15 protein-coding genes are annotated in these 23,646 nt (G+C 63.8%); 4 read left to right on the top strand and 11 right to left on the bottom strand.

What is annotated here, in order from left to right; translation table 11 throughout:
- Nucleotides 1-125: 125 nt before the first annotated feature.
- Together serS and B5F40_RS04760 are read right to left on the bottom strand one after the other, a co-directional pair.
- Nucleotides 126-1,415, bottom strand: coding sequence for a serine--tRNA ligase (gene serS, locus B5F40_RS04770; protein ID WP_087193236.1), 1,290 nt, complete (start codon nucleotides 1,413-1,415; stop codon nucleotides 126-128).
- A gap of 1,272 nt (nucleotides 1,416-2,687) precedes the next feature.
- Entirely contained in the window at nucleotides 2,688-3,347 is a 660-nt protein-coding gene (locus tag B5F40_RS04760) for a hypothetical protein (RefSeq protein ID WP_087193234.1), read from the bottom strand.
- Nucleotides 3,348-3,994: 647 nt separating this feature from the next.
- On the opposite strand from B5F40_RS04760, the gene B5F40_RS04755 reads away from it, so the two are divergent.
- Together B5F40_RS04755 and B5F40_RS04750 are read left to right on the top strand one after the other, a co-directional pair.
- On the top strand, nucleotides 3,995-4,189 hold the full coding sequence (locus B5F40_RS04755; RefSeq protein ID WP_087193233.1) for a DUF6724 family protein: 195 nt from the start codon (nucleotides 3,995-3,997) through the stop codon (nucleotides 4,187-4,189).
- Nucleotides 4,190-4,345: 156 nt separating this feature from the next.
- Nucleotides 4,346-5,236, top strand: coding sequence for a bifunctional hydroxymethylpyrimidine kinase/phosphomethylpyrimidine kinase (locus B5F40_RS04750; RefSeq protein ID WP_087193232.1), 891 nt, complete (start codon nucleotides 4,346-4,348; stop codon nucleotides 5,234-5,236).
- A 646-nt stretch (nucleotides 5,237-5,882) separates the two neighbouring features.
- Here the strand turns inward: B5F40_RS04750 and B5F40_RS04740 are convergent.
- The 3 genes from B5F40_RS04740 to B5F40_RS04730 form a co-directional block, all read right to left on the bottom strand.
- Complete coding sequence (locus B5F40_RS04740; protein WP_087193230.1) at nucleotides 5,883-6,785, bottom strand: acetamidase/formamidase family protein; 903 nt, start codon at nucleotides 6,783-6,785, stop codon at nucleotides 5,883-5,885.
- Nucleotides 6,786-6,943: 158 nt separating this feature from the next.
- Entirely contained in the window at nucleotides 6,944-8,638 is a 1,695-nt protein-coding gene (locus B5F40_RS04735) for an FAD-binding protein (RefSeq protein ID WP_162610896.1), read from the bottom strand.
- Between the two features lie 17 nt (nucleotides 8,639-8,655).
- Nucleotides 8,656-9,279, bottom strand: a complete 624-nt coding sequence (locus B5F40_RS04730; protein WP_087193228.1) for a cytochrome c3 family protein — start codon at nucleotides 9,277-9,279, stop codon at nucleotides 8,656-8,658.
- Nucleotides 9,280-9,560: 281 nt separating this feature from the next.
- Between B5F40_RS04730 and B5F40_RS04725 the strand changes: the two genes are divergently transcribed.
- Complete coding sequence (locus tag B5F40_RS04725) at nucleotides 9,561-10,979, top strand: helix-turn-helix transcriptional regulator (RefSeq protein ID WP_087193227.1); 1,419 nt, start codon at nucleotides 9,561-9,563, stop codon at nucleotides 10,977-10,979.
- Between the two features lie 1,188 nt (nucleotides 10,980-12,167).
- Here B5F40_RS04725 and B5F40_RS04715 read toward each other — a convergent pair.
- The 3 genes from B5F40_RS04715 to B5F40_RS04705 form a co-directional block, all read right to left on the bottom strand.
- On the bottom strand, nucleotides 12,168-14,147 hold the full coding sequence (locus tag B5F40_RS04715) for a serine/threonine-protein kinase (RefSeq protein WP_140396424.1): 1,980 nt from the start codon (nucleotides 14,145-14,147) through the stop codon (nucleotides 12,168-12,170).
- Between the two features lie 474 nt (nucleotides 14,148-14,621).
- Nucleotides 14,622-15,257: an IMPACT family protein gene (locus B5F40_RS04710; RefSeq protein WP_087193225.1), complete on the bottom strand. Its 636-nt coding sequence runs from the start codon at nucleotides 15,255-15,257 to the stop codon at nucleotides 14,622-14,624.
- A 335-nt stretch (nucleotides 15,258-15,592) separates the two neighbouring features.
- Nucleotides 15,593-17,035 carry a helix-turn-helix transcriptional regulator gene (locus B5F40_RS04705; RefSeq protein ID WP_140396423.1) on the bottom strand — a complete coding sequence of 481 codons (1,443 nt, stop codon included), beginning with the start codon at nucleotides 17,033-17,035 and terminating at the stop codon, nucleotides 15,593-15,595.
- 367 nt (nucleotides 17,036-17,402) lie between these two features.
- Between B5F40_RS04705 and B5F40_RS04700 the strand changes: the two genes are divergently transcribed.
- Nucleotides 17,403-19,097, top strand: coding sequence for an FAD-dependent oxidoreductase (locus B5F40_RS04700; RefSeq protein ID WP_087193223.1), 1,695 nt, complete (start codon nucleotides 17,403-17,405; stop codon nucleotides 19,095-19,097).
- A gap of 1,086 nt (nucleotides 19,098-20,183) precedes the next feature.
- On the opposite strand, the gene B5F40_RS04695 is transcribed toward B5F40_RS04700, so the two are convergent.
- From B5F40_RS04695 to B5F40_RS15870, 3 genes are all read right to left on the bottom strand, one after another.
- On the bottom strand, nucleotides 20,184-21,149 hold the full coding sequence (locus B5F40_RS04695; RefSeq protein WP_162610895.1) for an Abi family protein: 966 nt from the start codon (nucleotides 21,147-21,149) through the stop codon (nucleotides 20,184-20,186).
- Between the two features lie 5 nt (nucleotides 21,150-21,154).
- Entirely contained in the window at nucleotides 21,155-21,397 is a 243-nt protein-coding gene (locus B5F40_RS16195; RefSeq protein WP_162610894.1) for a hypothetical protein, read from the bottom strand.
- Nucleotides 21,398-22,679: 1,282 nt separating this feature from the next.
- Nucleotides 22,680-23,264 (bottom strand): hypothetical protein, encoded by a 585-nt coding sequence (locus tag B5F40_RS15870; RefSeq protein ID WP_140396421.1) that lies wholly within the window; start codon nucleotides 23,262-23,264, stop codon nucleotides 22,680-22,682.
- Nucleotides 23,265-23,646 lie beyond the last annotated feature (382 nt).

Below are 23,646 nucleotides of genomic sequence, written 5' to 3'. Positions count from 1 at the left end.
GGCGAGGAGGGAGCGGTGGGCGACACGACGCGCCCAGACCCTCCTCGCCTCCCCTTCGCCTTGGTCGCACGTGCGCGCCTCGCAACCACGAAATGCCTCCACCTTCTCCTACGAGCCCGCCGCGCCTATTCCGGCGCGATGACCTCGACGCCGCCCATGTAGGGCACCAGCACGTCGGGCACGCGCACGGTGCCGTCGGGCTGCTGGTAGTTCTCGATGACGGCGGCCATCGTGCGGCCCACCGCCAGGCCGGAGCCGTTCAGCGTGTGCACGAAGCGCGAGCCCTTGAAATGCTCGGGATCGCGGTACTTGATGTTCGCGCGGCGCGCCTGGAAGTCGGTGCAGTTGGAGCAGGACGAGATCTCCTTGTAGCCGTTGTAGCTGGGCAGCCACACCTCGAGGTCGTAGGTCTTGGCGGCCGAGAACCCGATGTCGCCCGTGCACAGGCTGATCACGCGGTACGGCAGGCCCAGTAGCTGCAGGATGTTCTCGGCGTCGGCCACCATGGCCTCCAGGTCGTCGAAGCTCTCCTCGGGCTTGGCGTACTTCACCATCTCCACCTTGTCGAACTGGTGCACGCGGATGAGCCCGCGCGTGTCGCGGCCGGCGCTGCCCGCCTCCTCGCGGAAGCACGGCGTGAACGCGCAGTACTTGAGCGGCAGCTGGCCGGCGTCGAGCACCTCGCCGGCGTGGATGTTGGTGAGCTGCACCTCGGCCGTGGGGATGAGGTAGAGGCCCTCCGTGGTGTGGAACAGGTCCTCCTCGAACTTCGGCAGCTGGCCCGTGCCGGTGAGCGTCTCGGCGTTGGCCATGGCCGGGCACCACCACTCCTTGTAGCCGCGCGATGCATGCGTGTCGGCCATGAAGTTGATGAGCGCGCGCTCGAGGCGGGCGCCGAGGCCGCCCAGCAGGATGAAGCGGCTGCGCGCGAGCTTCACCGCGCGCTCGAAGTCGATGATGCCGAGCTCCGGGCCCAGGTCCCAGTGCGGCTTCATCTCGAAGCCCTCGGCGGCGAAATCGCGCGGCGTACCCCAACGGCGCACCTCGGGGTTGTCGTCTTCGCTCGCGCCCACCGGCGTGGTGTCAGCCGGCATGTTGGGCGTGGCCAACAGCAGGTCGCGCAGGGCCTCGTCGGCGGCTTCGCGCTCCTTGCCAATGGCGGCGATCTCGTCGTTGATGACGCGCACACGCTCCTTGGCGGTTTCGGCCTCGTCCTTCTGGCCGGCGGCCATCATCTGACCGATCGACTTCGACGTGTCGTTGCGCTCGGCCTGCAGCGCCTCCTCCTTCGCGATGGCGGCACGGCGGGTCTCGTCCAGTTCGGAGAAGCGAGCGGCATCCCACGAAGCATGGCGGTTTTCCATCGCCTCGGCGACGGCTGCCTGGTTATCGCGGACGAACTTGATGTCGAGCATGATCGCGCTCCTTCTCCGATCGGATTCATTGGTCTGCCCAGTATAGCGCACCAAAGCCGCAAGGCCGCCAGCTTCACGTCGTCTCCCTCGAGCGCCGCTTTGCCCCCTTGCCCGATCCCTCTCCGCACATTCTCCCCTCTATCGACGCTGCGCGCCCTTGCGACTTGCAGCGCAGCGCCCACCGCATCGCCCTCGCAGCGCCTTGCGGCGTCCAATTCACCTTCTTCGAACAGCCCCTTCTGCAAGCCTCCGCCAAGCGCGCGACTGCGGGGGAACAACCGAGATCAGCTGCCGCCCGCAGCCTACCGCGCGCCTCCGCCAAGCGCACGGACGCCATGACGCGAAGCGCGTCGACCCCCTCTTTTTGACCGCTTCACCGAACGCGCATCGAAAGCGAGCGATGTCGGAAACTCCCTCCTGTCGCGCATGCGCGCACGACCGCGCTTCGCGAACACCCGGCAACCCCGACCTCGAACGTGCCGCGCGCGAGGATGGCAGGACAACGCCCAGCCTGCCGTTTGGTTTCGGATGCCCGAGCGCATCGCGCAAGAGCGGCAAGCACGGCGAAAGGAAAGGAATCGCACATGCGAACGAGCGAATCGGCGAAACGAGAACTATCGGCAGGCGAAAGCCGTCGGGGATCTTTCGGAAAGCGCTTTCTCAACATGAGCTGTCCCGCTTTCCCAAGTACAGCGATCTCGCTCGCCCGCAAGGCGCCGGCTCCCTTGTCGCAAGAGGTCGCATGCGATTCGCTCAGGGCGTGCACCCCTCCTGCCGCAAAACACCGCACGCCGAAGCAGCGCTCCTGCGCAGCGACCGCCGCGCGCCAAAGAAGCGTTGCCGCCCGCGAGCGGCAACGCGCCCGTGTCACCCCGCCCGCACGCTTCCGGCCATGCTCGCGAAACGCCCCCGCTGCACGCTTCTCCACACTACGCCGATGCTATCCAACCAGCCGAAACCGCCGCAACCCACGCTTCGCCGCGCACCCGTTCGCGCTGCGACGAACGCGACGAATCAGAAGCAAACGCAGCCCATGGGTCTTGAGCCCGTCGAACGGTCAACCGGCCCCGCACTGCGTGCGACACGCTGGCTTCACCTCGAAACCCGCTTCGAGCAGCCTTCGTCTCGCATTCCGCGAAAGGCTTCGTCCACCCCATGCGTAACCGAATGCGGCGCCCATTCCGCGAGAGAACAGTCGCTGAAGCGCCTTCATTTGCGCTCCGCGCCGCCGCAAGCAGCGAAACGAGCGGAGGAAAACCGATCAGGTCTGGTTTAGTCGTCGATGCCAAACCTCAGTTCAAGAGAGTCCATCGCGTAATCCAAGCGGTCTTCAATGTAGTCGAGCTGGACCTTGACGGAACGATAGTCCTCCCAACCGAGACCTCCGCTCTTGTACTCAAGCTCTTTTTGGTCGTCGTATAGATCGATCTCGCGGTCAAGCGCATCGAACCGCTGTTCGAAATCCATGTACGTGGTGACGCGCGCTCCGAAATCGGCACCGGGCTGAGCCGCATCGGCTTCCGCGATAAGCGTGTCGGCGCGCGACGAGAAGTCCTGAGCAGTCGCATCGGTGATCTGGATGCCCGAACCCGTAGAGCCAGCTGCGCCAGAGCCGCCACCGGTCGACCCGGCGGTGCCTGCGCCGCCGTCCGTCGAACCGGAGGCGCCAGAACCCCCTTCCGTCGAGCCGGAAGTGCCCGTACCATCCGACGAAGACGAACCCGTCCCTCCAGTCGACGTGCCTGCGGACGAAGAGCCGCTGTTGGAATCCTGGGACTTCAATTCGTTGATCTGGCGCTCAAGCTCCGCTATGCGCTGGGCGTCAGCACCACCCGACGACACGCATCCCGCGAGCGCGCCCATCGAGAGAGCGAGAACCGCCGAAGCGGCGATCAGCGCGGTACGTTTCGGGAGCATCTCTGGCTTCCTCATCGTTCGTCTCCTTTCCAGGGGATTCGCAATGCATCGCAACCGTGCGAACAGCGCCATTATGACGAGAAAAAAGCGCTTTGTCGACAGAATGTTACCGTTTCGGCACCTTATGGGCGGCGGACGAATGCCAGAATAGCCGTCATCTGCGGTAGACGCGCCCTTGATCGCAGCCAGCCTGCACCAGGCGCCAACAGAGGACACCCTGCACCAAGACCGATCCGAAGCAGACAGCCCCACCCCGCCCTCCGGACGCTCGAGGCAGGCTGCGCCATCGGACCGCCGCCGCAGCCGTTCAAGCGGCATAAGGCACGATGAGACTCTCCCCGCGAAACGTCGGGAGGCATCCGAACAAGCGAAAAGCGGCGCGCCCTTGCCGCAACGAGGCTCGCCACGCAAAACGTCGGGCGACACATTAGCTCTCGGCGAAAGGGGCACAAGGCCCTTTCGCAGATGCGGGCCCCCTTCCCGCGATCACGTCGAGCCCGCCCGTTTGTTGCTTGTCGAGAGAGCGCGAAACGAGGGGTAGAGAATAAAGGAATATCAAAGCCTGCCCGCGAGGGAATTGACCGGGCATAGTATACTCTAACGCGTGAAACCAACCGACCTGTGGGAATCACGGCGGATCGAGACGAGATAACGAGGTAGCCATGGATTTCGAAGCGCTGTACGACTTTCTCTTCAACACCTACGCGGGCATCGGCTGCCTGGTGGGGGCAGGGCTCGTCATCAGCCTGATCGCATGCGTTATCATGGAGCGTCGGACACGCAAGACCTTCGTCGACCGTCAAGGCGACGAAGACGACTGGTCGTTTTTCGACGACGAGGAGGACGAGGGCAAGTAGCCTTTCGTTCGTCTTCGGCACTCCGATCCAAGCACGCCATCTCCACATGGCCGGCACGTGTCTGTCGCAGCATAGCTTTCCATCGCCGCCCTTCCTGTCGCATGCAGGCAGGGCGGCGGCATATCGTCCAGAATCCAACGAGAAAGGCCAGGCCCTATGAACTCAGAAAATGCAACCGCAACGCACCTTTACCACCGCGAAGGCGACTACATCCCGCGCGTCGCCGCCGTGCACGACCTGTGCGGCTACGGCAAGTGCTCGCTGGGCGTGGCCATCCCGGTGCTCTCGGCCGCCGGCTGCGACGTGTGCCCCGTGCCCACCGGGCTGTTCTCGTCGCATACGGCGTTCCCCGGCTGGTACATGCACGACACCACCGCCATGCTGGGCGACTACCTGGCGGCGTGGAAGAACATCGGGGTGGAGATCGACGCAGTGTACTCCGGCTTCCTGGGCGCGCCCGAGCAGGTGGACCGTATCCGCGACCTGTACGCCATGTACCCCGCGGCGCTGCGCGTGGTTGACCCGGTGATGGCCGACCACGGCACGGTGTACCCCACCTACACGCCGGAACTGTGCGACGCGATGGCCGAGCTGGCCTGCGGGGCCGACATCCTCACGCCGAACCTGACGGAGGCCGCCATCATCCTGGGCGAGCCCATCGGCGACGAGTGGGCCGGCACCGACATCTCCGACGAGGAGGCGCACCGTCTGGTGGACGCCCTGGTGGCGAAGGGCGCGAAGCACGTGGTGCTCAAGGGCATCCAGCGCGAGGGCGAGACGTGCATCCGCAACTTCGTGGGCGGCGTTGACATGGAGACGGCGGAGGTGCACAACGAGTACTTGCCCTACCTGCTGCACGGCACGGGCGACCTGTACGCGTCGTGCCTGATGGCAGCCGTGATGGCGGGACGGACGCTGGAGGAGGCCGTGCGCTTCGCCGGCGACTTCGTGCACGACGCCATGATCGTGAGCGCCAAGCAGCCCGAGTTCCGCGATCGCGGCGTGAGCTTCGAGCCCCTGCTCGGCAAGGTGTGCGAGCTGCTGTAAAACAGGGAAGCGAGCGGGGGCCAGGATCGCCTCCATAAGAGGAGGGAGCCTCTCCGCCTCGAAAAGCGCAGCGTTCGGAGGGCCCGCGCGAAGCGCGACGAGATGGAGCCTGCACGAGCGGGAACGGCATCCTGCAGACGAAAAGCTTCGCGAAGGACGCGATAGGGTCGATGCCCGAACATCTCCTTGCATTCGCCGTCTTTGCCCTTCTCGAAATGGGCAAAGACGGCGAGGAAGGGGCGGCGGCGCACCTTCCTCGCCGTCGCCCAGACCCCCGTCACTCCGAAGATGCGGCAGGAAAGCGCTAGGTCTCTGCCGATCATCACCGCGAAAAGCGACCGCGCTCCCTCCTTCCGGCAAGTCCCGAATCCGCCGCCTTAAGCGAGCGTGGCGAACCGAAGGGCCCGCGCAGATCGTTCGAGGCGGCGAAAGCCGCGCCGTACGAACGAGTATGGGCCGCGGCAGCCACGATGCCCGCGACCGCCTGCGCTTCAACGGGAACGGTTCCCCCGCCCGCGACGCCTCGCGCGAGCCGATGCAAAGGCTCAAGCCTTCATACGGCGCGCAGGAGGGAGGCCGCGCTTCGCCACGCCACCACGAACGACGCCCCCGCACCCGACGAAACGGACGTCAAGAAGGCGCGATCCTACAGCGCGAAACCGAGAGCCCCCAGCACGTACTTCGGCACCATGAACCGCACGGTCTTCTGCGGATCCACCATCTGGCACACCTGAACATCGGCAACGAGCGACAGCACCATGACCAGCTCGTCGACCGCGACACCCGTGCGGTCGTGCAGAAGGTCCACCATCTCGTGCACGGCGCGGTCGGCCGCCGCATCGAGCGACTCGGCCGACGCGATGACGCCCATATGGGTTTCGTTTTCGATGACAGGGTCGACCAAATGCAGGTCGGGCAACGCAGTCAGGGTAACCGTGGCCCAACCGGCAACCTCCGCACCCGACACGCTCACTTCGCCGTCGCCCATGGCCGCGTGCATATCGCCGCAGCCGAACAGCGCACCCTCTGTCGCCACGGGAAAATACAACGTGGCGCCCGTGGTGACGACGGTGGCATCCATATTGCCGCCGTGACTGCCGGGCGTGCCGCAGTTCACTGGCTCGCCAGCCGGCGCAACACCGATCACGCCGATCATGGGTTTGAGCGGGATGGACAGCTCGTCGCTCCAGGAAAGCACGCCCTTCTCGGCATCGACAGCGCACAGGCGCGTGCTCCACGCTTCGAAGCGGTCGCCGCACACGCCTTCGTCTTTGCCGGTGCACGACGCGGTCTGCGCGTCCAGCTCGATGCCCTCTATAGTCACTTTGAGCGCACCGCCCGGTATCGCCCCCTCAACGTACACGGGGCCGGTAGCGGGGTTGATGCGGTCCCAGTCGATCTCGTCCAGCACGTCGTCGGACGACCTCACCTGGTTGCCGAAACAGTCCTGCGTGCGAATGCGCACCGTCTCGCCCGACTTCACCGTCAGCGCCGGCTCCGCTTCGCGCGAAAACGCGAACAACACGCGCTCGTCGTTCAGTTGACGCATAGGAGGCTCCTCTCTCTCGGAGTGCGGTTGCTACGTTGCCAGCATACCCCAGCACGACCGACGATGCACGAACATGGCGGAATCGGGCACGCCGCAGGATGCGAGAGGGAAGGACGCTGCTTCCCGCGACGGCCCGGGTATCGGTTAAAGCAAAGCGCCTACGCCGCACTCCAATCTGCAAGCGCGTTCGCCTCCTGACCAGCCACCATGCCGCTTGCAAAGCACTCGTTCACATTGCCGCCTCCCCAGTAATAATGATAGAAAACCGATCCGAACTCGCCCGCCGAGTACAGACGACCGATGGGTTCGTCGTTCCAGTCGAGCACCTGCCACTTGCCATTGCGAGCCGGACCACCGTTCGTGTTGAGATACGAGATGCAGCACTGCACAGCGTAGTACGGTGGATTGTTCAGCGGATTGACCGGCGTGACTTCACCTTTGCTCGAAACGGCAGGAGCACGGCCGAACGCGCTGTCGGTACCCCCGTCGGCAACGTCAGCGTTGAACTTCTCCACCGTCGCCGTGAACGTGGCCAGATCGACATCGTCGTAGCCCATGAGCTTGCCCAGCTCCTCGATGCTGTCGGCTTTCAACACCACGCCGTCCTCGACTTCCTTCATGTTGTCGTCGGACCACTGGTACACGTTGTGGACGGCGGCCCATCCCTCGTTGCGCTCGGCATTCGACCACGCGAACAGGGTTCCCTTCGTGCGGCGCGTCTCGTCGAACACCATCCACCAGGGATAATTGGGCGTTTCGGCCGTGTCCTTGTTCTCCTCGAAGCACGGGTACGGGTAGCGTTTGTCGTGCGCCGGCCACTTCCCGTCCTCGGCCATGAAGCGCTCGCCGTGCTGGCTGACGTAAATCATCGACGTCGTGTCGCCGCCGTTGTAGCACGCGATGGCCTGGTTGTACTTCTCCGACAGCTCGAGGCACGCGGGCGAGCCGTACTCGACGGCGGCCATATGGCGCAGCTTCGCCCCGATGCCCGCCACCATGCGGATGCCGTCGCCCGTGTTGTAGGGACTGCCGATGGGGTACTGCTTGTAATGCGTCAGCACGAAGTCCTCGATCATCTGGGGGTTGCCTTCGTAGCCGCCACACGCCATGATGACAGCCTTCTTCGCCTTGCAGTACTTCGCTTGGCCGCCCTCGTCGTACTGCACACCCAGCACTTCGCGCGCGTCGGCATCGTACACCAGCTCGGTCACCGGCGATTCGTAGCGAATGGAAATCGAATCGGCGTAGCGGTCCTTGATGACGTCGGCGCACAGCTGGTGCAGATACGCGCCGCCACCCGTCTGGCCCTTGCCTTCGATGGTCAGGTTGACGGCGTTCGCGTCGGGGTACTCCTTGCCCCACAGCTTGCGCACGGCGTCGGCTCCCGACTTCACCACCACTTCGCTTTCCACGATGTTATCGCTGAACCACTGCGGCATGTCAGTGGACGCCTTCGCCACCGCCTCGCATTCGGCGTCGGTCACGCCGCCGTCGGTGATGGCCTTCCAGGCCTCAGCAGCACCGTCACCCGAGCAGATGTTGAGGAACCCGCAGCACACCGCGCTGTTGCCGCCCGCATGTTCCTCGGGCGCCTTCTCGAAGATGACCACCTGCGACCCTGCCGCCGCGGCGCTGATGGCGGCAGCCTGGCCGGCGAATCCGTACCCCATCACCACGACGTCAGTCTCCGCGTCCCACGCCTCGGGCTCCACGGCCCGCTTGCCCGCCTCGGCGGAAGCGCTTCCCGCCTCCGAGCACCCGGCCATGCCCATGACCGCGGCGCCCGCTGCCGCAACTGCGGCTCCCTTGAGAAAATCGCGGCGTCCCAGCGTATGCTCGTTGTTCTTCCCCATGGTAGTTCCCCCTCCTTCTATTCGTGGCACGTTCGACATTCGAACACGTCCTCGTGATGACAGCTCAGGCAGAGCTCTTTCTGATCGGTCTCGGCCTCGTGCACGCTATGGCAGCTCGTGCAGGTGATGGCGGCGTGGTCGCCCGTTCGATCCATCGCGTGCGGGTTGACCGTCGTGCCATCGGCATCGGTGAGAACCGTCACGTCCACGCTCTTCGCAGCCAGTTCATCCCAGCTTCCATGGCAGGCGAGGCATGCTTCCTCGCTTACCGCATGCTCCTTGCTCAGTTTCGTCGGCATGGATCCGTCGGCCGAGGCGTTCGCATGCGCGCCCGCAAGGCTCTCCGCTGTCCCATGGCAACTTTCGCACGAATCTGCCTCGTGCTTGCTTGCCAGGCAGGCCGTGTCGGACTCCGTCTGCGCTTCGTGCGTATGACACGACGAGCACGCCATGTCCGCCGACCACGCCACCGTGATCGCCGCGTCTGCGCCTTCGTCGGACGAAGCGTCCGCCTGCTGCTGCTTCGGCGCGCATGCGCTCAACAGCCCCGCGATGGCGAAGGTCGCCGCCGCCACGGCCATCGCCGTCGCCATCGCGGCGCATCGGCTCCGCGCTTGCACGGTTCCGCGATTCATCCCCATTTGTCCCTCCTCTCGTTACGCATCGCATTCCTTACTCCGACCGCCTCCTGCGGCCTACGACGACTATGCCTGCGATGCCGCATGCGTTCTAGCTACGAACCGTGTCCTCTTTTCCTCGCCGATGGGCACGAAGGGGAGCAGGCTGGTTTTTTCCCTAGGCACGAAAGGTGTTGTTTTGCCCGAACGGGCCGAACGGGCGGAAGAACGCTCCTATAATCGAGGGGAGGGATTCGCGGATCGCGCAGAGGGGCGCATCCGACGCGTTGCGTAAGGGGACGATCATGGCTGAACTGTCGATGCTCGAACGGTCGCAGAGTCGATCCCGAATGTCGCTGCTCGCGGCGGCGTTTCCGTGCTTCGGGCTGTGGACCATGCACACGTGGATACTGTGGCTCAACTCGAACAAGCCGTACCCGTCGGGGAGCGGCAACTCGTGGTTCTCCCTGTACCTGGCCCAGTCCGTGTTCCTCGTCGTGATGGCCGTCGCGTTTCGTCGGGCCGAGAAGCCGAACCGCACGCGCATACAAGCCTCGGACATCGTGCTCACCGCCATCGGCTGCGCCACCACGGCCCTTTACGCCGCCGGGTCGAGCGCGGTGGCGTTTCCTCCGCTCCTAAGCGGAGCCGTCGTGGCCCTCGGCGGCGTTTGCCTGGGATGGGGCTACCTACGGTGGGGCGTGTTCTACAGCGGCCTGGCCCTGCGCAACGCCCTCGGCTGCATTTTCGCCGCCTGCATCCTGGGAGCGATTGCGAAGTCGATCATCACGGCGCTGCCCGCCGAAGCCGGCACCGCGGCCGCATGCTGCTTGCCGCTGCTGTCAACGACGTTTCTGTCTCGCTCGTTCAAGCGGCAGCAGCCTCTTCCCACCACTGACATCCGCTACACCGCGGAAACGTTCGGGTCGCTCTGGAAGGTGTTCGCATGCGTGGCCGCCTACGCGTTCGTCTACGCCTTCATCGGCGGGCTGCCCAGCATGTACGACAACCCGCTGCCCAACGCATCGCTGCTGGGCCACGTCATCGAAGTGGCCGTGTCGCTGCTCATCCTCTGGTGGGTCATCGTCAAACGTCGCTCGGTCAGCTTCGCGCAGCTGTGGCGGGGCATCATGCTGCTCATCGGGGCGATGCTCGTGCTCAGCGTGTTCGAGCCCACGGCCGGCCTGCAAGCCATGTGCTCCACGAGCATATCCTACCTGGTGGTGGTGTTCCTCTGGCTGCTGCTCTCAGACATCGCCCACCACAGCAACCTGCACCCCTACGTCGTGTTCGGCCTGGGCTGGCTCGCGTACACGCTGCCGAACTACCTGGGGAGGCTGCTGGGCTCGAGCGGCCTCGTCGCGCCGGCCATGAGCCCCACGCTCGCCCTCGTGCTGCTGTTCGCCATCATGATCGCGCTCAGCCTGCTGCTGGACTATCGCGACCCCACCATGCAGCGCATCTTCTCCGACCTCGACGAGTCGAGCCCGGCGCCGCACGACTTCGCCCTCATCGACGAGCGCTGCGCGGCCATCGGGAAGCAGCACGACCTCACCGTCCGGGAGATCGAGGTCATGCAGCTGCTGTGCAAGGGGCGCAGCAAGGCCTACATCGCCGAAACGCTGTTCATCGCCGAGAACACGGTGCGCGGCCACGCGCGGCGCCTGTACGCCAAACTCGGCGTGCACAGCAGAAAGGAGTTGCAAGAACTCGTCGGATTATAGCTTCATCGGCAGAATCGAAGCAGCGGCAAACTCGGCGTCGGTCGGACATCCCTCTTTCCAAATTTCCTCTTTCGCTGACATCCACGAGCAATCGCGAAAAGGACACATCTGCCGCTGGTTCAAGATTGATGCAGCTTGGCATGCGCTAGATCCGGACTCCAAGCTCGAACCACATGCAGATGAGCAACCTTGGACCCACTAGAGCTCTCCATCGATTTCGTCTTTGCCGTCAATGCAAGGAGATACGTAACAAAGATCGCCAGATTGCTACACATTTACATTTGACCGAATTGGGAGCGTTCATAGAAACAACCACCGAAGATCTCTCGCTTCCCCAGATCGTCGGGATGCATCAACGGCAATGCGAAGCCAAAAGGGAAGGGCACATAGCAGTCTGGCAAATTTTGCGTCAAAGAGGACGCATCCACTTTTGTTAAACCGCCATTGACACAGGCAAGATTGACCCGTTGCGCAAGGCCCTACCAGCGCTTCGGAAGACCCCGTTCATTGGAGAAGGCCTTCCCAAGCGCCCAATCGGAGAGGCCCAGCTCGAGATCTAGCGAACGCAGATTCGCATCAACGGCGATTCGACAATAAACGAGGGCATCTGCAATCAAGCCAAAGTTAGCAGAGACCAGATCACCCCGCTATAAACCCCGCTCAATGCCTTGGCCGACCCCTTTGCCTAACAGGAAGGCATTCCGCTTCGCCTATTCGCAAAAGGCCAATCTGAAATACGACATACGCGAATTCAAATTGATTCCGATCTAACAACAAACAGACAGACCCGTTGATCGAAAGCCCAGATGCTGGGTATGATCGAACGCGTGGCGTGCCCGCGCGAAGCATCACTTGGAGGAATTGCGACGCCAAGCCGGCATCTGGCTAAGCGCACCCCGTGCTTTCACAGAGCGCGACGGAGCTCTCGAACGGAGCACCCATCTGCGTTCGCCCAAGTTCGCCTGCGGTCCCGCCGCATCCGCCACAACGCCCGCATTCGCAGGGATCCTCGCCCAGCATTCCCATCTGCCCATCAGCGCACCCGCCCATGCGCGACCATGCAGCCACTCCCGCGCTCCACGCCTGCGCATGCGCGCGAGCGCCCGACCCGTTCGCGTCCCGCATCCGCATTCGCCTGCTCATTCCTGCGCTCAGCCGACCTGCACAAGCAGATGCCTTCCGCATGCGCTATGCCGCTGCCCCTTCTTCAGGATCCGCCTCGCAAAACGCCGGATCGGGCACCAAACTGCAGGCGAGCAGCATGGCAACAACAGCAACGACAGTGCCAGCGAGGTTACGGACGGACGGCATCCAGGTAAGTCCGCCTGACGCCGCCCATGCCGCCGCGCAGATGCCCGCAACCAGAACCGATGCAGCGCATACCGTGCCAAGCACCGCAAACACGCGCGTAGGGCGCTGCCTGACGAACGCAAGCGTGAACGCCGCCACAAGCCAGCTTGCCGCCACGCACCAAAACGCAGGACTCATAAGCATCGAGCCGAGCAGAGCCTGCACGCTGGAGCCGTCGAACGCGGACGCGATATGCGCAGGCGCGTCCCATCCTAGAAGCGATCCGGAACCGAGCGCCGCGAGAACCGCGGCCGTCGACAAAGAGAATGCCGCGGTCACAAACGCTCGGGCAGGCGAGAGGCAGAAGCCTGCTGCAAGCGGCGCGAGCTGGCCGCCTCCCAGCGCACCGACCAACGGCGCTGCCAGAGCGACGTTCGCTTCGGCGTCGCCCTCCCGTCCGACGAAGTACCACCAGGCGCCCGTAGCCGCCATCAGCGCACAGCCAACGGCCGGCGCCCCCTGCACCACAAGCGCCACGCTCAGCGTGCCGTACGATAGCAATGCCCCCAAATGCGGCTTGAGCGCCCCCGCAAAAGCGACCATCGCCAACAATCCCCAGAACAGTGGGTTGCCCAACCCGCTTGCCTCCGGAATGCTCCCCAGTGCAACGAACGCGACCAGCGCCGAGCCCAGCGCGCCGAGCGCCCGGGCGGCCGCCCTTCGATGCCCCGGCGTGATGCGCTCGCGCAACGGTGCGCGCGGCGCGCGCGAAGCGGGAACGGGCTCGTCATCGACCTCTTCCTCGTCGGCGTAGCCCACGATGGCGGCCAGCTCGCGCGTGCCCCGTTTCGGATCGCCCAGGAAAGGCTCCAGTTCATCGGCGAATTCAGTCACGTTGTCGTAACGCTCTTCGCGATCAGGGTCAAGCGCACGGAAGATCACGTCGTCGATCGCCGGATCGAGTTCGTCCCAGCACAAGGACGGCAGCACGAGCTCGGCATCTTCGATGGCAGCTTCGGCCCGCGGAAGGTCTTCTGCGAGAAAGGGGTTCTCGCCCGCCAGCATCTCGTAGGTCACCGAGGCGAGAGCCCACTCGTCGCAGCGCGCGTCGAGGCTCTCCTGGCGCATCTGCTCGAGCGGCATGTAACCGACGGTGCCGCCGCCCGCCACGCCGAAGCCAGAGGCGTCGGCAAGCACGGCCAGGCCGAAGTCGGTCACCTTCACCTGGCCTTGACGGTTGACGAGCACGTTGTCGGGCTTGATATCCAAATGCAGGACCTGATTGTCGTGCGCCACCTCCAGCGCATGCGACACCGCTGCGAACACGGCGGCCACCGCGTTGAGCGATATCCTGTCTCCGAAACGCTCGAGAAGCTCGCTGAGCGTGATGCCGTCCACGTACTCCATGATGAGGTAGGCCGTGGAGCCCTGCACCTCGAAATCGTACACGGTCACGATGTTGGCATCGGACAACAACGCCGCCGTGCGAGCCTCGTCGAGACCCGGCGTACGCGCAAGTACGCGCGCCGGGTAGTCGTTGTCGAGCATGCTGACAGAGCGACCCATCATGTCGAACAACGCCGTTTCCTCGTCATCGGAAAACGCAGGGGCGTCAAGATCTGCAGACTCCGCCTCCCAGGTGGGGCCGGAACCGCCGAGGACATCGGTCGCACCTCCTGAGCCGACCGGGTGGTTTTGGCCGCTAGGACCGCCCGATGCCACACGCATCGTATCCACCTCGTCGAGGCCGATGCATTTGATGGCAACCTTGCGCTGGATGCGCGTGTCCCATGCAACCTGCACTGTGCCGAAGCCGCCCGTCCCCGCCTCGGCGATGGGTCGATACCGATCCAGTATGAGCTGTTGGTTGCGCGCCATGCCGCCTATTATAGGGGAGATGAGGCCCCGTGGGCACTGCGCGGTTCAGGCCGTCATGCGGCAGCACCCCGCAGGTTGCCTTCAGGCGCATCTCGTGTCGCTGCGTACGACGCCTCGCAGAGGACCGTCGACGCACCGCAGGTCGTTACACGGCGCGCCCTCCGTCGCGCGCTGCATGCCAATCTGCGCCCGTCAAGCTGCGGGCGGCCTCCCTCCGCACCATCCAACCGAACCAAAAGACCATTCGATGCCGCGCCCAATGATCGCCGACTCCACCTGCCGCAGCATACCCAATGTTTCTCTGCCGCGTCGCTTCCTGCAGCGCGTCTGACGCGCTCCCTGCCGCGCGCACCGCACTATGCCCAACGATCATCGCCCAGCCCGCCGACCTCGGCGCACGCGATGTGCCCCTGGCGCGCCGCTCTCTGCCGCACGTTGCGACGCGTCCCTGCCGCGCCGAGGCCAGCGCGCCGTTCAGAACGCCGCGTCCACAGGATCGCTCACACACACGCGCTCTTGGCCTCGCTCGAGTTCGGTGAGCTTCGCAAGCAGCGGCGCCTGCGTGCCGTCGAGCATGCGCAACCGCAGCATCACCTCGTCGGCGAACCCCGTGTCGAGCACTTTCGCCCCGCAATCGGCGGCTATGCGCACCAGCTGCTCATAGCGCGCATAAGACGTGCGAATCTCCAGATCGACGCAGCGCGACACCACCACGAGCTCCGCCGCCTCAACGCCCGCTTGGGTCGCCTGGGTGTAGGCGCGCACAAGCCCGCCCGTGCCAAGGAGCACACCGCCGAAATAGCGCGTGACCACCGCCGCCACATCGGTGAGGCTCGCGTGCTGCAGCACCTCCAACGTGGGCAGTCCGGCGGTCTTTTGCGGCTCGCCGTCGTCGGAGTACCGCACGCGTCCCGCCGCACCCGCACCGCCTTCGCGCAGCACGTAAGCGTACACATTGTGACGCGCCATGCGATTGGCCGCGCGCACCTCCTCCAAGAACGCGAGCGCCTCCTCCTCCGTCTCTACGTGCGCAAGGCTGGCGATGAAGCGGCTCTTCTTTTCCTCGATCTCCGCGACGGCGCGTCCCGCTATGGTCGTATAGGAAGTCATGGGGAAAGTGTAGCACGAGCCGGCAAGGGCGCATGGGAAAAGGGCGGCACTTCTCCCCCGCTCTCGTCCGATGCGCGAGCGGGGAGCGACGAGCTCCGGCGCGCTGCGGCGGTGCGACGCAGCGCGCGAGCAGCATCCCGACGGCGCGCCGCGGTGACGGCAGCACGCAGCACGGCGGCGTCAACGCGGCAGCGGCGCACGGCCAGCCAACGTCAACCCTCGGCATGCAGCTGCGGCGCGGCCGCAGCGCGACGACATCGCGCGCGAGGCACGCCCCACCTCGACTCGCGACCGCGACAGCTCCGGCACGGAAACGCAATTCCTTTCGCAATCGATCACATGCGCTTTCCCATGCGATCGCCCACAAGGTCTATCAACTCTTGCTTGGAATGGATGCCCAACTTACGATACACGCTCTTGACGTGCGATTGCGCCGTGCTCGTAGAGATGAACATCGTCTCGGCGACCTTCCTCAGACTGTTGCCCTGGGAAAACCGTTCCATCACCTCCACCTCACGCGCGGTCAGGCCCCGCTCCTCGCCCAAAGCGGCACACGCCCGCTCGCGCGTGAGACGGGGCGCATCTGTCGGCTCGGCCAGCCTCCTGTTGGCCAGCAACGCAAGGAACACGATGGTGCTGGAAATGAGTATGAACGCAATGAGCAGCGCGAAGAACGGCAGATACGCGGACATCGGAAGACCGATCGCCCGCGCGATCTCGGGCGCAAGGAAGTAGCTGCAGAAACCGGAGGCGCATTCGACCATGATGAACAGTATGCCGACGACCGGCACGAGCAGATGCCCGCCACGCTCGCGAACAGTCAGGGCAAGCGCAACCCAGAGGAAAAACGACACGAACGTGCGCCCCGTGATGGCGACGCCGCCCGCCAGATCGGGCATGAGGGGGTAGAGGGCCGCGATGAGGAAGAGACCGCTGAAGAAGACGAGGGAGACGAGCGTCCAGAGCCAGAACAGGGGAGGCTTGCCCGAATCGGCCCGATACGCGACGACGGCGACCAAAAACGAGAGCGCGAACGACACGACGCGCCTCGACAGCGTCGTCTGCTCCGGCGAGTAGGCGATGGTACCCAGGTAGAGAAAGCCCCTCACGAACGCCCCGATCACCAGAAACGCGATGAGCAGCACGACGATTCCGTCAAGCGCAACGCGAGCAGAGCCAATGCGCGCCGCCAAGCCGTCTCGACCACACGCCGCGGATGCCGATGCGGCTTTGGAACCGATGCGCGGCGCACGATACGCCGCATACGCCAAACCCGAGATCGCCCAGGAGAAAAACGGCAGCGCAAGGGAGAACGGGCCGGGCAGAAGGCTCGTGAGCGAGAGGACGAAGCTCAACAGAAACGAGAGCGCGATGTCGAAGAAGAGGTTGCGGCTTCTCGCTCGAACAACCTCGTTCGACCATGCAAACGTGAGGACGACGAAGCCGGCAGACGAAAACGCCACGCCCGCGAACGACGCCGCCCAAGGCAAATCGAACGCATCGACGCAGTAGACCAGCGACATGCCGACGGAAGCCAGCACGCAAAGACCGCACACCGCGAAACGACGCGCTGCCAAAAACGCCTCCACAAGGCGTGGTCGAGCCAAGCACGCGCCGCACCACAGCGCGACGAAGCCCAGAAACAACAGGTACTCCACATCGAGGTGCCCGAGACCCTCGCCCCCCTCCGAGAACACCAAGCCGAAGAAGCTGTTGCGAAACGTGGGCCAGTAGCAGGCAAGCCCGATCACGAACAGCCATTCGTTCAAACTCGGCATGCGAAACGCGCTTTTGGCCACACCCCTTCCCGTCCTTTCTCAGAGCCCGGCATGCTGCCGCGATTATACAGCAGCCGCTTCGCACGGCATGCAGCACGGCGCTGCGAAGCCCGGATCGCGGGCGCTTCGAAAGAAAATCCCCTCTTTTATGGCCGCCCCTCAATCCGATTCGCTCCTTTTATGCGAGGACGGAACCCGTCCGAACGACGATCATTAAGCCAGCACCGCCAACATCGCGCAGGCATGCAGGCGAAGGGGCATCCGTCCTGACGCCACCACGCGAACGCGACCAAGCGCTTTGTCGAATGCCCGCGCCTTCAAGGTGACGCGACACGAGGACGATCAGAAGAAAGGGGCATGATGCGAAATGGGTACGAACATGGATCGACGGAGGTTTATCAAGGGAGGCCTCGCCTTGGGAGCCGCCGGCACCGTCGCGGCGCTCGGAGCGAGCCTGACGGGATGCGCGGCCGCGCCGAGCGGCACGTCGGGAAAAGACGGAAACTTCTCGTACCCTGCGGGCACCACGGCGAGCGACTTCGAGCAATCCAGCGCTGTCGCCGAACCTATCACTGAATTCGCAGACGAGAAGACGTACGACATCGTGGTGGTGGGCGCGGGAACCGCGGGGCTTCCGGCGGTTCTCACGGCGCTTGAGGAGGGCGCCACCGTCGCATGCTTGCAGAAAGAGTCGACCCCCATCTCGCAGGGCAACGGCTCGTCGGGCGTCATCCTCGACGAGACGACCGACCTGGGGCTGCTTCGCTGGATACAGGGGTACCGCGAGGCATGCAGCTACCGCGTCAACCTCGACCTCGTGCGGTTCTTCGCCGAGCACTCGGGTGAAACGGCCATGTGGATGGCGCGCATGGGCAAGGAGGCAGGGTATCCACCGTACGAATCGAAGCTCACGCGCACCGAGACGGCGGACGGCAGCCACGTCACCACCATGCGCAACGCTTTCGGCGTGAAACCGGAGAACAACGGCAATCTGGTCAAAGCCCTTGCCGAGTACGCAGCCTCGAAGGGCGCCGAGTTCTTCTACAGCACTCCGGGCGTGCAACTGGTGAAGGACGGAGAGCGCGTGACGGCCGCCATCGGCGAAGGAAGGGAAGGCTACATCAAATTCAACGCGTCCAAAGCCGTCATCTTGGCCACGGGCGATTACCAAAACAACGACAGCATGCTGTCGAAGTATGCGCCCGACCTCGTTAAATTCACGAAGAAGCAGATGAACAAAACCGGGGACGGCATACTCATGGCCATGAGCGTGGGCGCAACGATGACTCCTGTTGGCCACAGCAAGCAGATGCACGACATGGACGCCGCGCCCATGGCCATGACGGAAATACCCTTCCTCGCGGTGAACGAGAAAGGGGAGCGCTTCATGAACGAGGAGATCCCCATGCACTACTGGGACGAGACGCTGCGCTTCCAGAACGCGGAGGATCCCGGAAGGTTCTGTCGCGTTTTCGACAGCACGTACTTCGAGACGGCGAAAGCATGGGGCTACTCCCCCTCGCCCGTCGAACTGATGGAGAACTACATACCCGGCGCCGTGGAGAACCCGCAGGGCGTGATCGAAGACCTTATCGACACGCATCGCTGCGACACACTCGACGAGCTCGCCGACGAGCTGGGCATCCCCGCCGACGCGCTGAAGAAAACCGTCGAACGGTACAATCAGCTGTGCGAGGCGGGCTTCGACGAGGACTTCGGCAAGCAATCCAAGTACCTGGCGCCCATTCTGAAGCCACCGTTTTGGGGCATACGCCAGTGGATTCGCCTCACCGCAATGGGAGGCGGCATCAAAGTGAACGAGAACTACCAGGTAGTGGACGAGAACGGTGCGCCGATACCCGGACTGTACTCGGCTGGATTCAACGCAGGGGACATCTGCGGCGACGTGGACTGGTCGCTGTATTTGGGAGGCATGTCGTGCGGATCGTGCATGACCTCGGGCCGCTACGCTACGATCCACGCCCTGACGGGCGGCCTTGCCCCAAGCAAGCCCTCGGGCGACTGGGAGGCGTTCCGCGCCGAATTCGTGGACGTCGCATAGGCAACGACGCCAAGAGAGGAGGCACGCTCCAAACGCGCAGTCGAGAGAGGTACGCAAAGGGCCTCGAGCTTACGTTCGAGGCCCTTCCACCATTCCGACGATCCGCTCTCCTACGAGACGCCCGACCCGGCCTCCACCTGCTGGCGCGTCGTGGAGTACGCGGCGGCCAACCAGGGAGAGGGCTTCATGGCCAAGATGCGCGACCTTGCCGACACGTCCGGGCGGAGTGACGACTACGCCGGCAACGGCAGGGTGATCACGGCCTTCTGGGCCGACCTAGCGGCAGCCTAGAGGCTAGGGGCTCCCTCCGGGGAGGCCGCCTTCTCCCGTTCCGCCACCGTCGCGCGCTTCTGCGCAGGCGTTTCGGTATGCCGTTTGGCATACCAACCAGAGAAGCAAAAAGGCCAGAAGCGCTATTTCAAGCTTCCGGCCTTGCGGTTTACATGGTGCGGGCGAGAGGACTTGAACCTCCATGGGGTTCGAAAGGGGTTTGATTATACGTGATCGGAGATGATTGCACGCCATCTGAGCTGGGATTTCACGTGATTGGTCGTGATCGCGGAGAGGCCTGGAAACACCCCAATCCCACCCCAATTCCGCCCTCGCACCCCCCGCCGCACCCCAATTTGCCGAAGACGCCGATCCCGGACCCAGCAGGTCAGAGGCAGCATCCGCTCCGGCGCGCCCCGACCCGTAGGCGCCGAGGGATGCCGCGTTTATGCAAAAGGAGATACCGTGGAGAGGAGCCGGTCCCCCGGTGCGCACCTGCCAAGGAGCGCGGGATCCCCCAGCCTTCCGGGCCGTCGGCGAGGCGGTAGAGGCGCCTTCGATGGCCCTTTCCGAGGCCACGGCCTCGCTTTCCTTAAGCCGCGCCAAATCGCTCCTCGGGATCGTCTCGGCGACCCCGAGGTCGGAGGACATGGCGGCCGCCTGAGGCCCCGCGCTCCGCCAAGTAGGCGAACACGAGCCTTTCCCGCACCTCCCTCCGGCCCGGCGGCGGCCCCAAGAAAAAACTAGGCGGAACCGCTTGCGCGACCCCGCCTTGCAAAACCCGGAGGTTTTTCTATCTGCCCCCATTATGGGGCATCAGAACCATTTGTAAAACAGCACCATGAGAAACCCGAAGGACGAGCGGACGGCATCGTTGCCGGAAAGGGCCTCCAATACGTCCCCCCCCATCTCGCCCTTGAGGTGCGCGACGCCCATCCTCGCGCACCCTTTGGCCGTCCCCTCCGGCACAATCTGGGAGCGAAGGTGCAGCAGCGTCGCGATCTGCTGGAGACGCGGGTTGCGCATCTTCGAGGCGCGGACGCGGCGGGAGAGGCCGGCCTTTGCGAGCGCCGTGCTCACGCTGGCGTTGGTGGCGACCGCGCCGTCTTGGCGGGCAAGGCCGTTAAGGATGTTCGACGAATGGGCGCAGACGTTCCTGACGGCCTTCGCCTGACGCAGAAAGTAGTGGCCATCGCGCATCTCCCTATCGCCCCAACGCTCGGCGCAGAACAGGTAGAGGTCGATAAACGTGCCGAAGGACGCGAGCTCCAAAAGCGCCCACAGCGGCATCCCGTCGGGTAGGGCGTACTTGCCCACGAGGTTGCCGCAGTAGACATCGGGGGCGAGGGCGCGAACCTCGCCCTCACGGCGGCGGCGCTCAGCGTGGTTGAGGTGCGCCATGTAGTCGGCGACGAGCGTGCAGCCGTCCCCGCCCTCGCACGTCATCGCTTCGCGGACGAGCTTAGTGCGAGCGAAATGTTCCACGTCGAGCGTGAGCGGGAGAAGCGCATAGCGCAGCGTCCGGTCGAGCGACGCCAGGAGCTTGAGATGGCCGAAGTAGAGGTTGACGTACTGGCCGTCGCGCGGGCCTCCCACGCGCTTCTCGAAGAGCGCCCGGTAGGAGTAGACTTTGAAGAAGTACGTGCGGTCCGCGAGGTAGGCGGCGGCTTCCTTCTTCGAACGTCCGTCAGGCCGGTCAGAGCGTGAGGCAGAGCGGCCGCCTCGGCGGCCCGGCGATCGCGCGCGTCGCTCCCCTCGCACGCCCCCGCCGACGCGGGGCAAGCCGCCTATTCCACGTAGTCGTCGTAGACGGTTATGGTGGCCGGGTCCTCCACGATGATCGGTCCGACCTCCGCGACCAGGGCCATGAGCCCCTCGATCGAGTCCAGCTCGACCTCCCAGTCCTGGACCACCCTCGGGCAGCCCCACTCCTCGCCGTGCATGCGCGTCCCGGCGCGCAAGGCGTTGCCGCACGGCGGCTCGTCCGGCGCCGGATCCCGCCTGCTCGCGCACGATATCTTGAACCTCATGCCTTCTCACCTCACTTCGACGGGCCGATGCCTCGCTCCCGAATAGAAAACGCGGCTGAAGGCACGTGCGCCCGCAGCCGCCAAAAGCCGTGAGGCTTTTCACAATGCGGCCATTATGGGGCCTTCCCGCCCGCGGCGCAACCCCTCCTAGAACGGCCTCAAAGAACGGCCCTTCTGCCCCGCTCGACGATTGGCCGCAAACGCAGCCCGGACGCCCGAAGCCCGAGAGCGATCCGCAAACGAGGAAACCTCCGAACCGTCCAGTTCGCTTTCGGTTTTTCGACAAGAAGATCGGCTCGAGGGCTCTCTCCCCGAACCGATCACACGGCCCATCACGACCGGTCGGAAGCGGGAACGATCGACTCGCCGTACAGAGATCCCTTAGAATTCTCTGCATAAAAGTACGTGACTTCAACCCTATCGCCTGGTTGCACGGCGTCAAGCATAACCGGAAGATACTCCGTATGGGATGAGAAGTCGAAGACGACTTCTCGATCAGCCAAAATCCCGGAATTTTCGTCCATGGCGATCTCGGCCGTCATCTCTTAGGCATCCGCGCTTACGACGGTTCCGGTTCCGCGAAGGACAACAGTCGACACTCCCCCGTCATACGAGGAAGCATCTTCTCCAAGAGGAATGTCCTCCACCTCAAGCACCTCTCTTCCTCCTCATTCATCGGCGCCTCCCCCAGGTTGGCACCCGAACAAAACAGCAGACGCGACGAGGGCGACCGCAAAAGCGGCCGCCCTTGAGTGGATGCGAAGGCTCAACACCATGCGAATGGCTAATAGAGCAGGGTTGCCGTTCGATTGGTCAAACCTGAGTGATAGAAGTTCAGGTAGCGCACGCCTCCGTACCAGCCGTCAGCGACCTGGATGACGCTCAAGCTTTGCCCATCTGATTTCCGGCTCGCCTGGAAATACCCCTCCACGACGACCGCATGTCCAGCCCACCATAAGACCTGGCGTGGAAAAGCGCGGGCTTCTTTCCCTCGATGGAAAGAACGTACTGCGAGAACGAGGGGTTGTCGAACTGGGAGTAGCTGATGCTCTTCCCCCTGCTGGCGCAATACGACTTGAAGCCGGCAGCGCCCTTCGCCCTGTCAGTCGAGCCCCAATACGCGCTCGGATCGGTGTTGCTCGTATCTTAGACCGTCCCGGTGTAGTCCCAAATCTTTAGGTACTCACCACCATCCTGCCAAACATCCACGAGCCCGTAGATGCCGGCCACGGTGAAATACGCCGTCACCGCGCAAGCATAACGACCCGTTAGTTCAATAATCCTATCCTGAGTCGCAGCTATCCAAACAGGAAGATTGTCGGTAAGAGCAACGGTGTAATGCGAGAAAAAGTCCGTTAGGCATTCCCCAGGCGCTGTGCAGAGCCGGAGGAGCCGTCCGCTCTGTGCCATCATTGAGAACCATGGTCCCGTTCGAACGATTAATGACTCCATAGGTCAAAGGATCGAGCCGCAGCGCGATCGGCTCGTCATCTAGCGAAAACGCGGACCTTTGCGCCGTCCCAGCTTCAACAGCCCTGGCAAACGGACTGCGGGCATCTGGGCCTACGGAAAATTCAACGATGCCCATGGGCGCAGTCACGTCGACAACGAGGTAGCCATACGGCTGCCCCTCCTTGAGGTAATCGCAGACGTACCCCACAGGCTGGCCAGAGGCGTTCGCCAGTTTTATGGGGTTGGTGGCCTCAAGGCCTTCATCAGGATAGCAATCCTCGGCAAAACGCCGAGCCATGTCGATAGCGCCATCAACCGTAAGAGCCATCGTATCGGCATTTTCGCCTCCTTCCGAGGCGAGCGCAAGAGCGGGTGAAACAGCGCATCCAGCCGCAGCGAAGCCAAGCGCCTTCAAAAAGGTCCTTCTACGCATAATTGCCTCCCGTATCGCGAGGACCATAGATAGCGATCTATCGCCATCCTTTCATAAAAAATACAAAGAAAACTATCGTTTATCTATATTTGTTGATCAAAAACATCACTTTTATATCGCAGAAGCAACCTGGAAACCCCTTGTTTTTCAGAGGACTTCTGTGCGTCTCGCATCTCCTGTATCTTCGAGCATCAAGACGCCCTTCGGCATCATCCCCTTCTCCAGAATGGGAACGGCCTAGACAACGCTAGGGCCGCATCTCGATCCTCAAAGGCGATCCAGGCATTTGTCCGGATCGCAAGCTTGATCAGCCCCTCCGTCCGTCAGATCGACCGGAACACGAGGCGGAACAACCATTTCAGCA

It is taken from the genome of Gordonibacter sp. An230, assembly GCF_002159915.1.
Classification (GTDB): domain Bacteria; phylum Actinomycetota; class Coriobacteriia; order Coriobacteriales; family Eggerthellaceae; genus Rubneribacter.
Note: the sequence above shows the minus strand (reverse complement) of the source record. Positions and strands in the feature narration are given on the sequence as shown.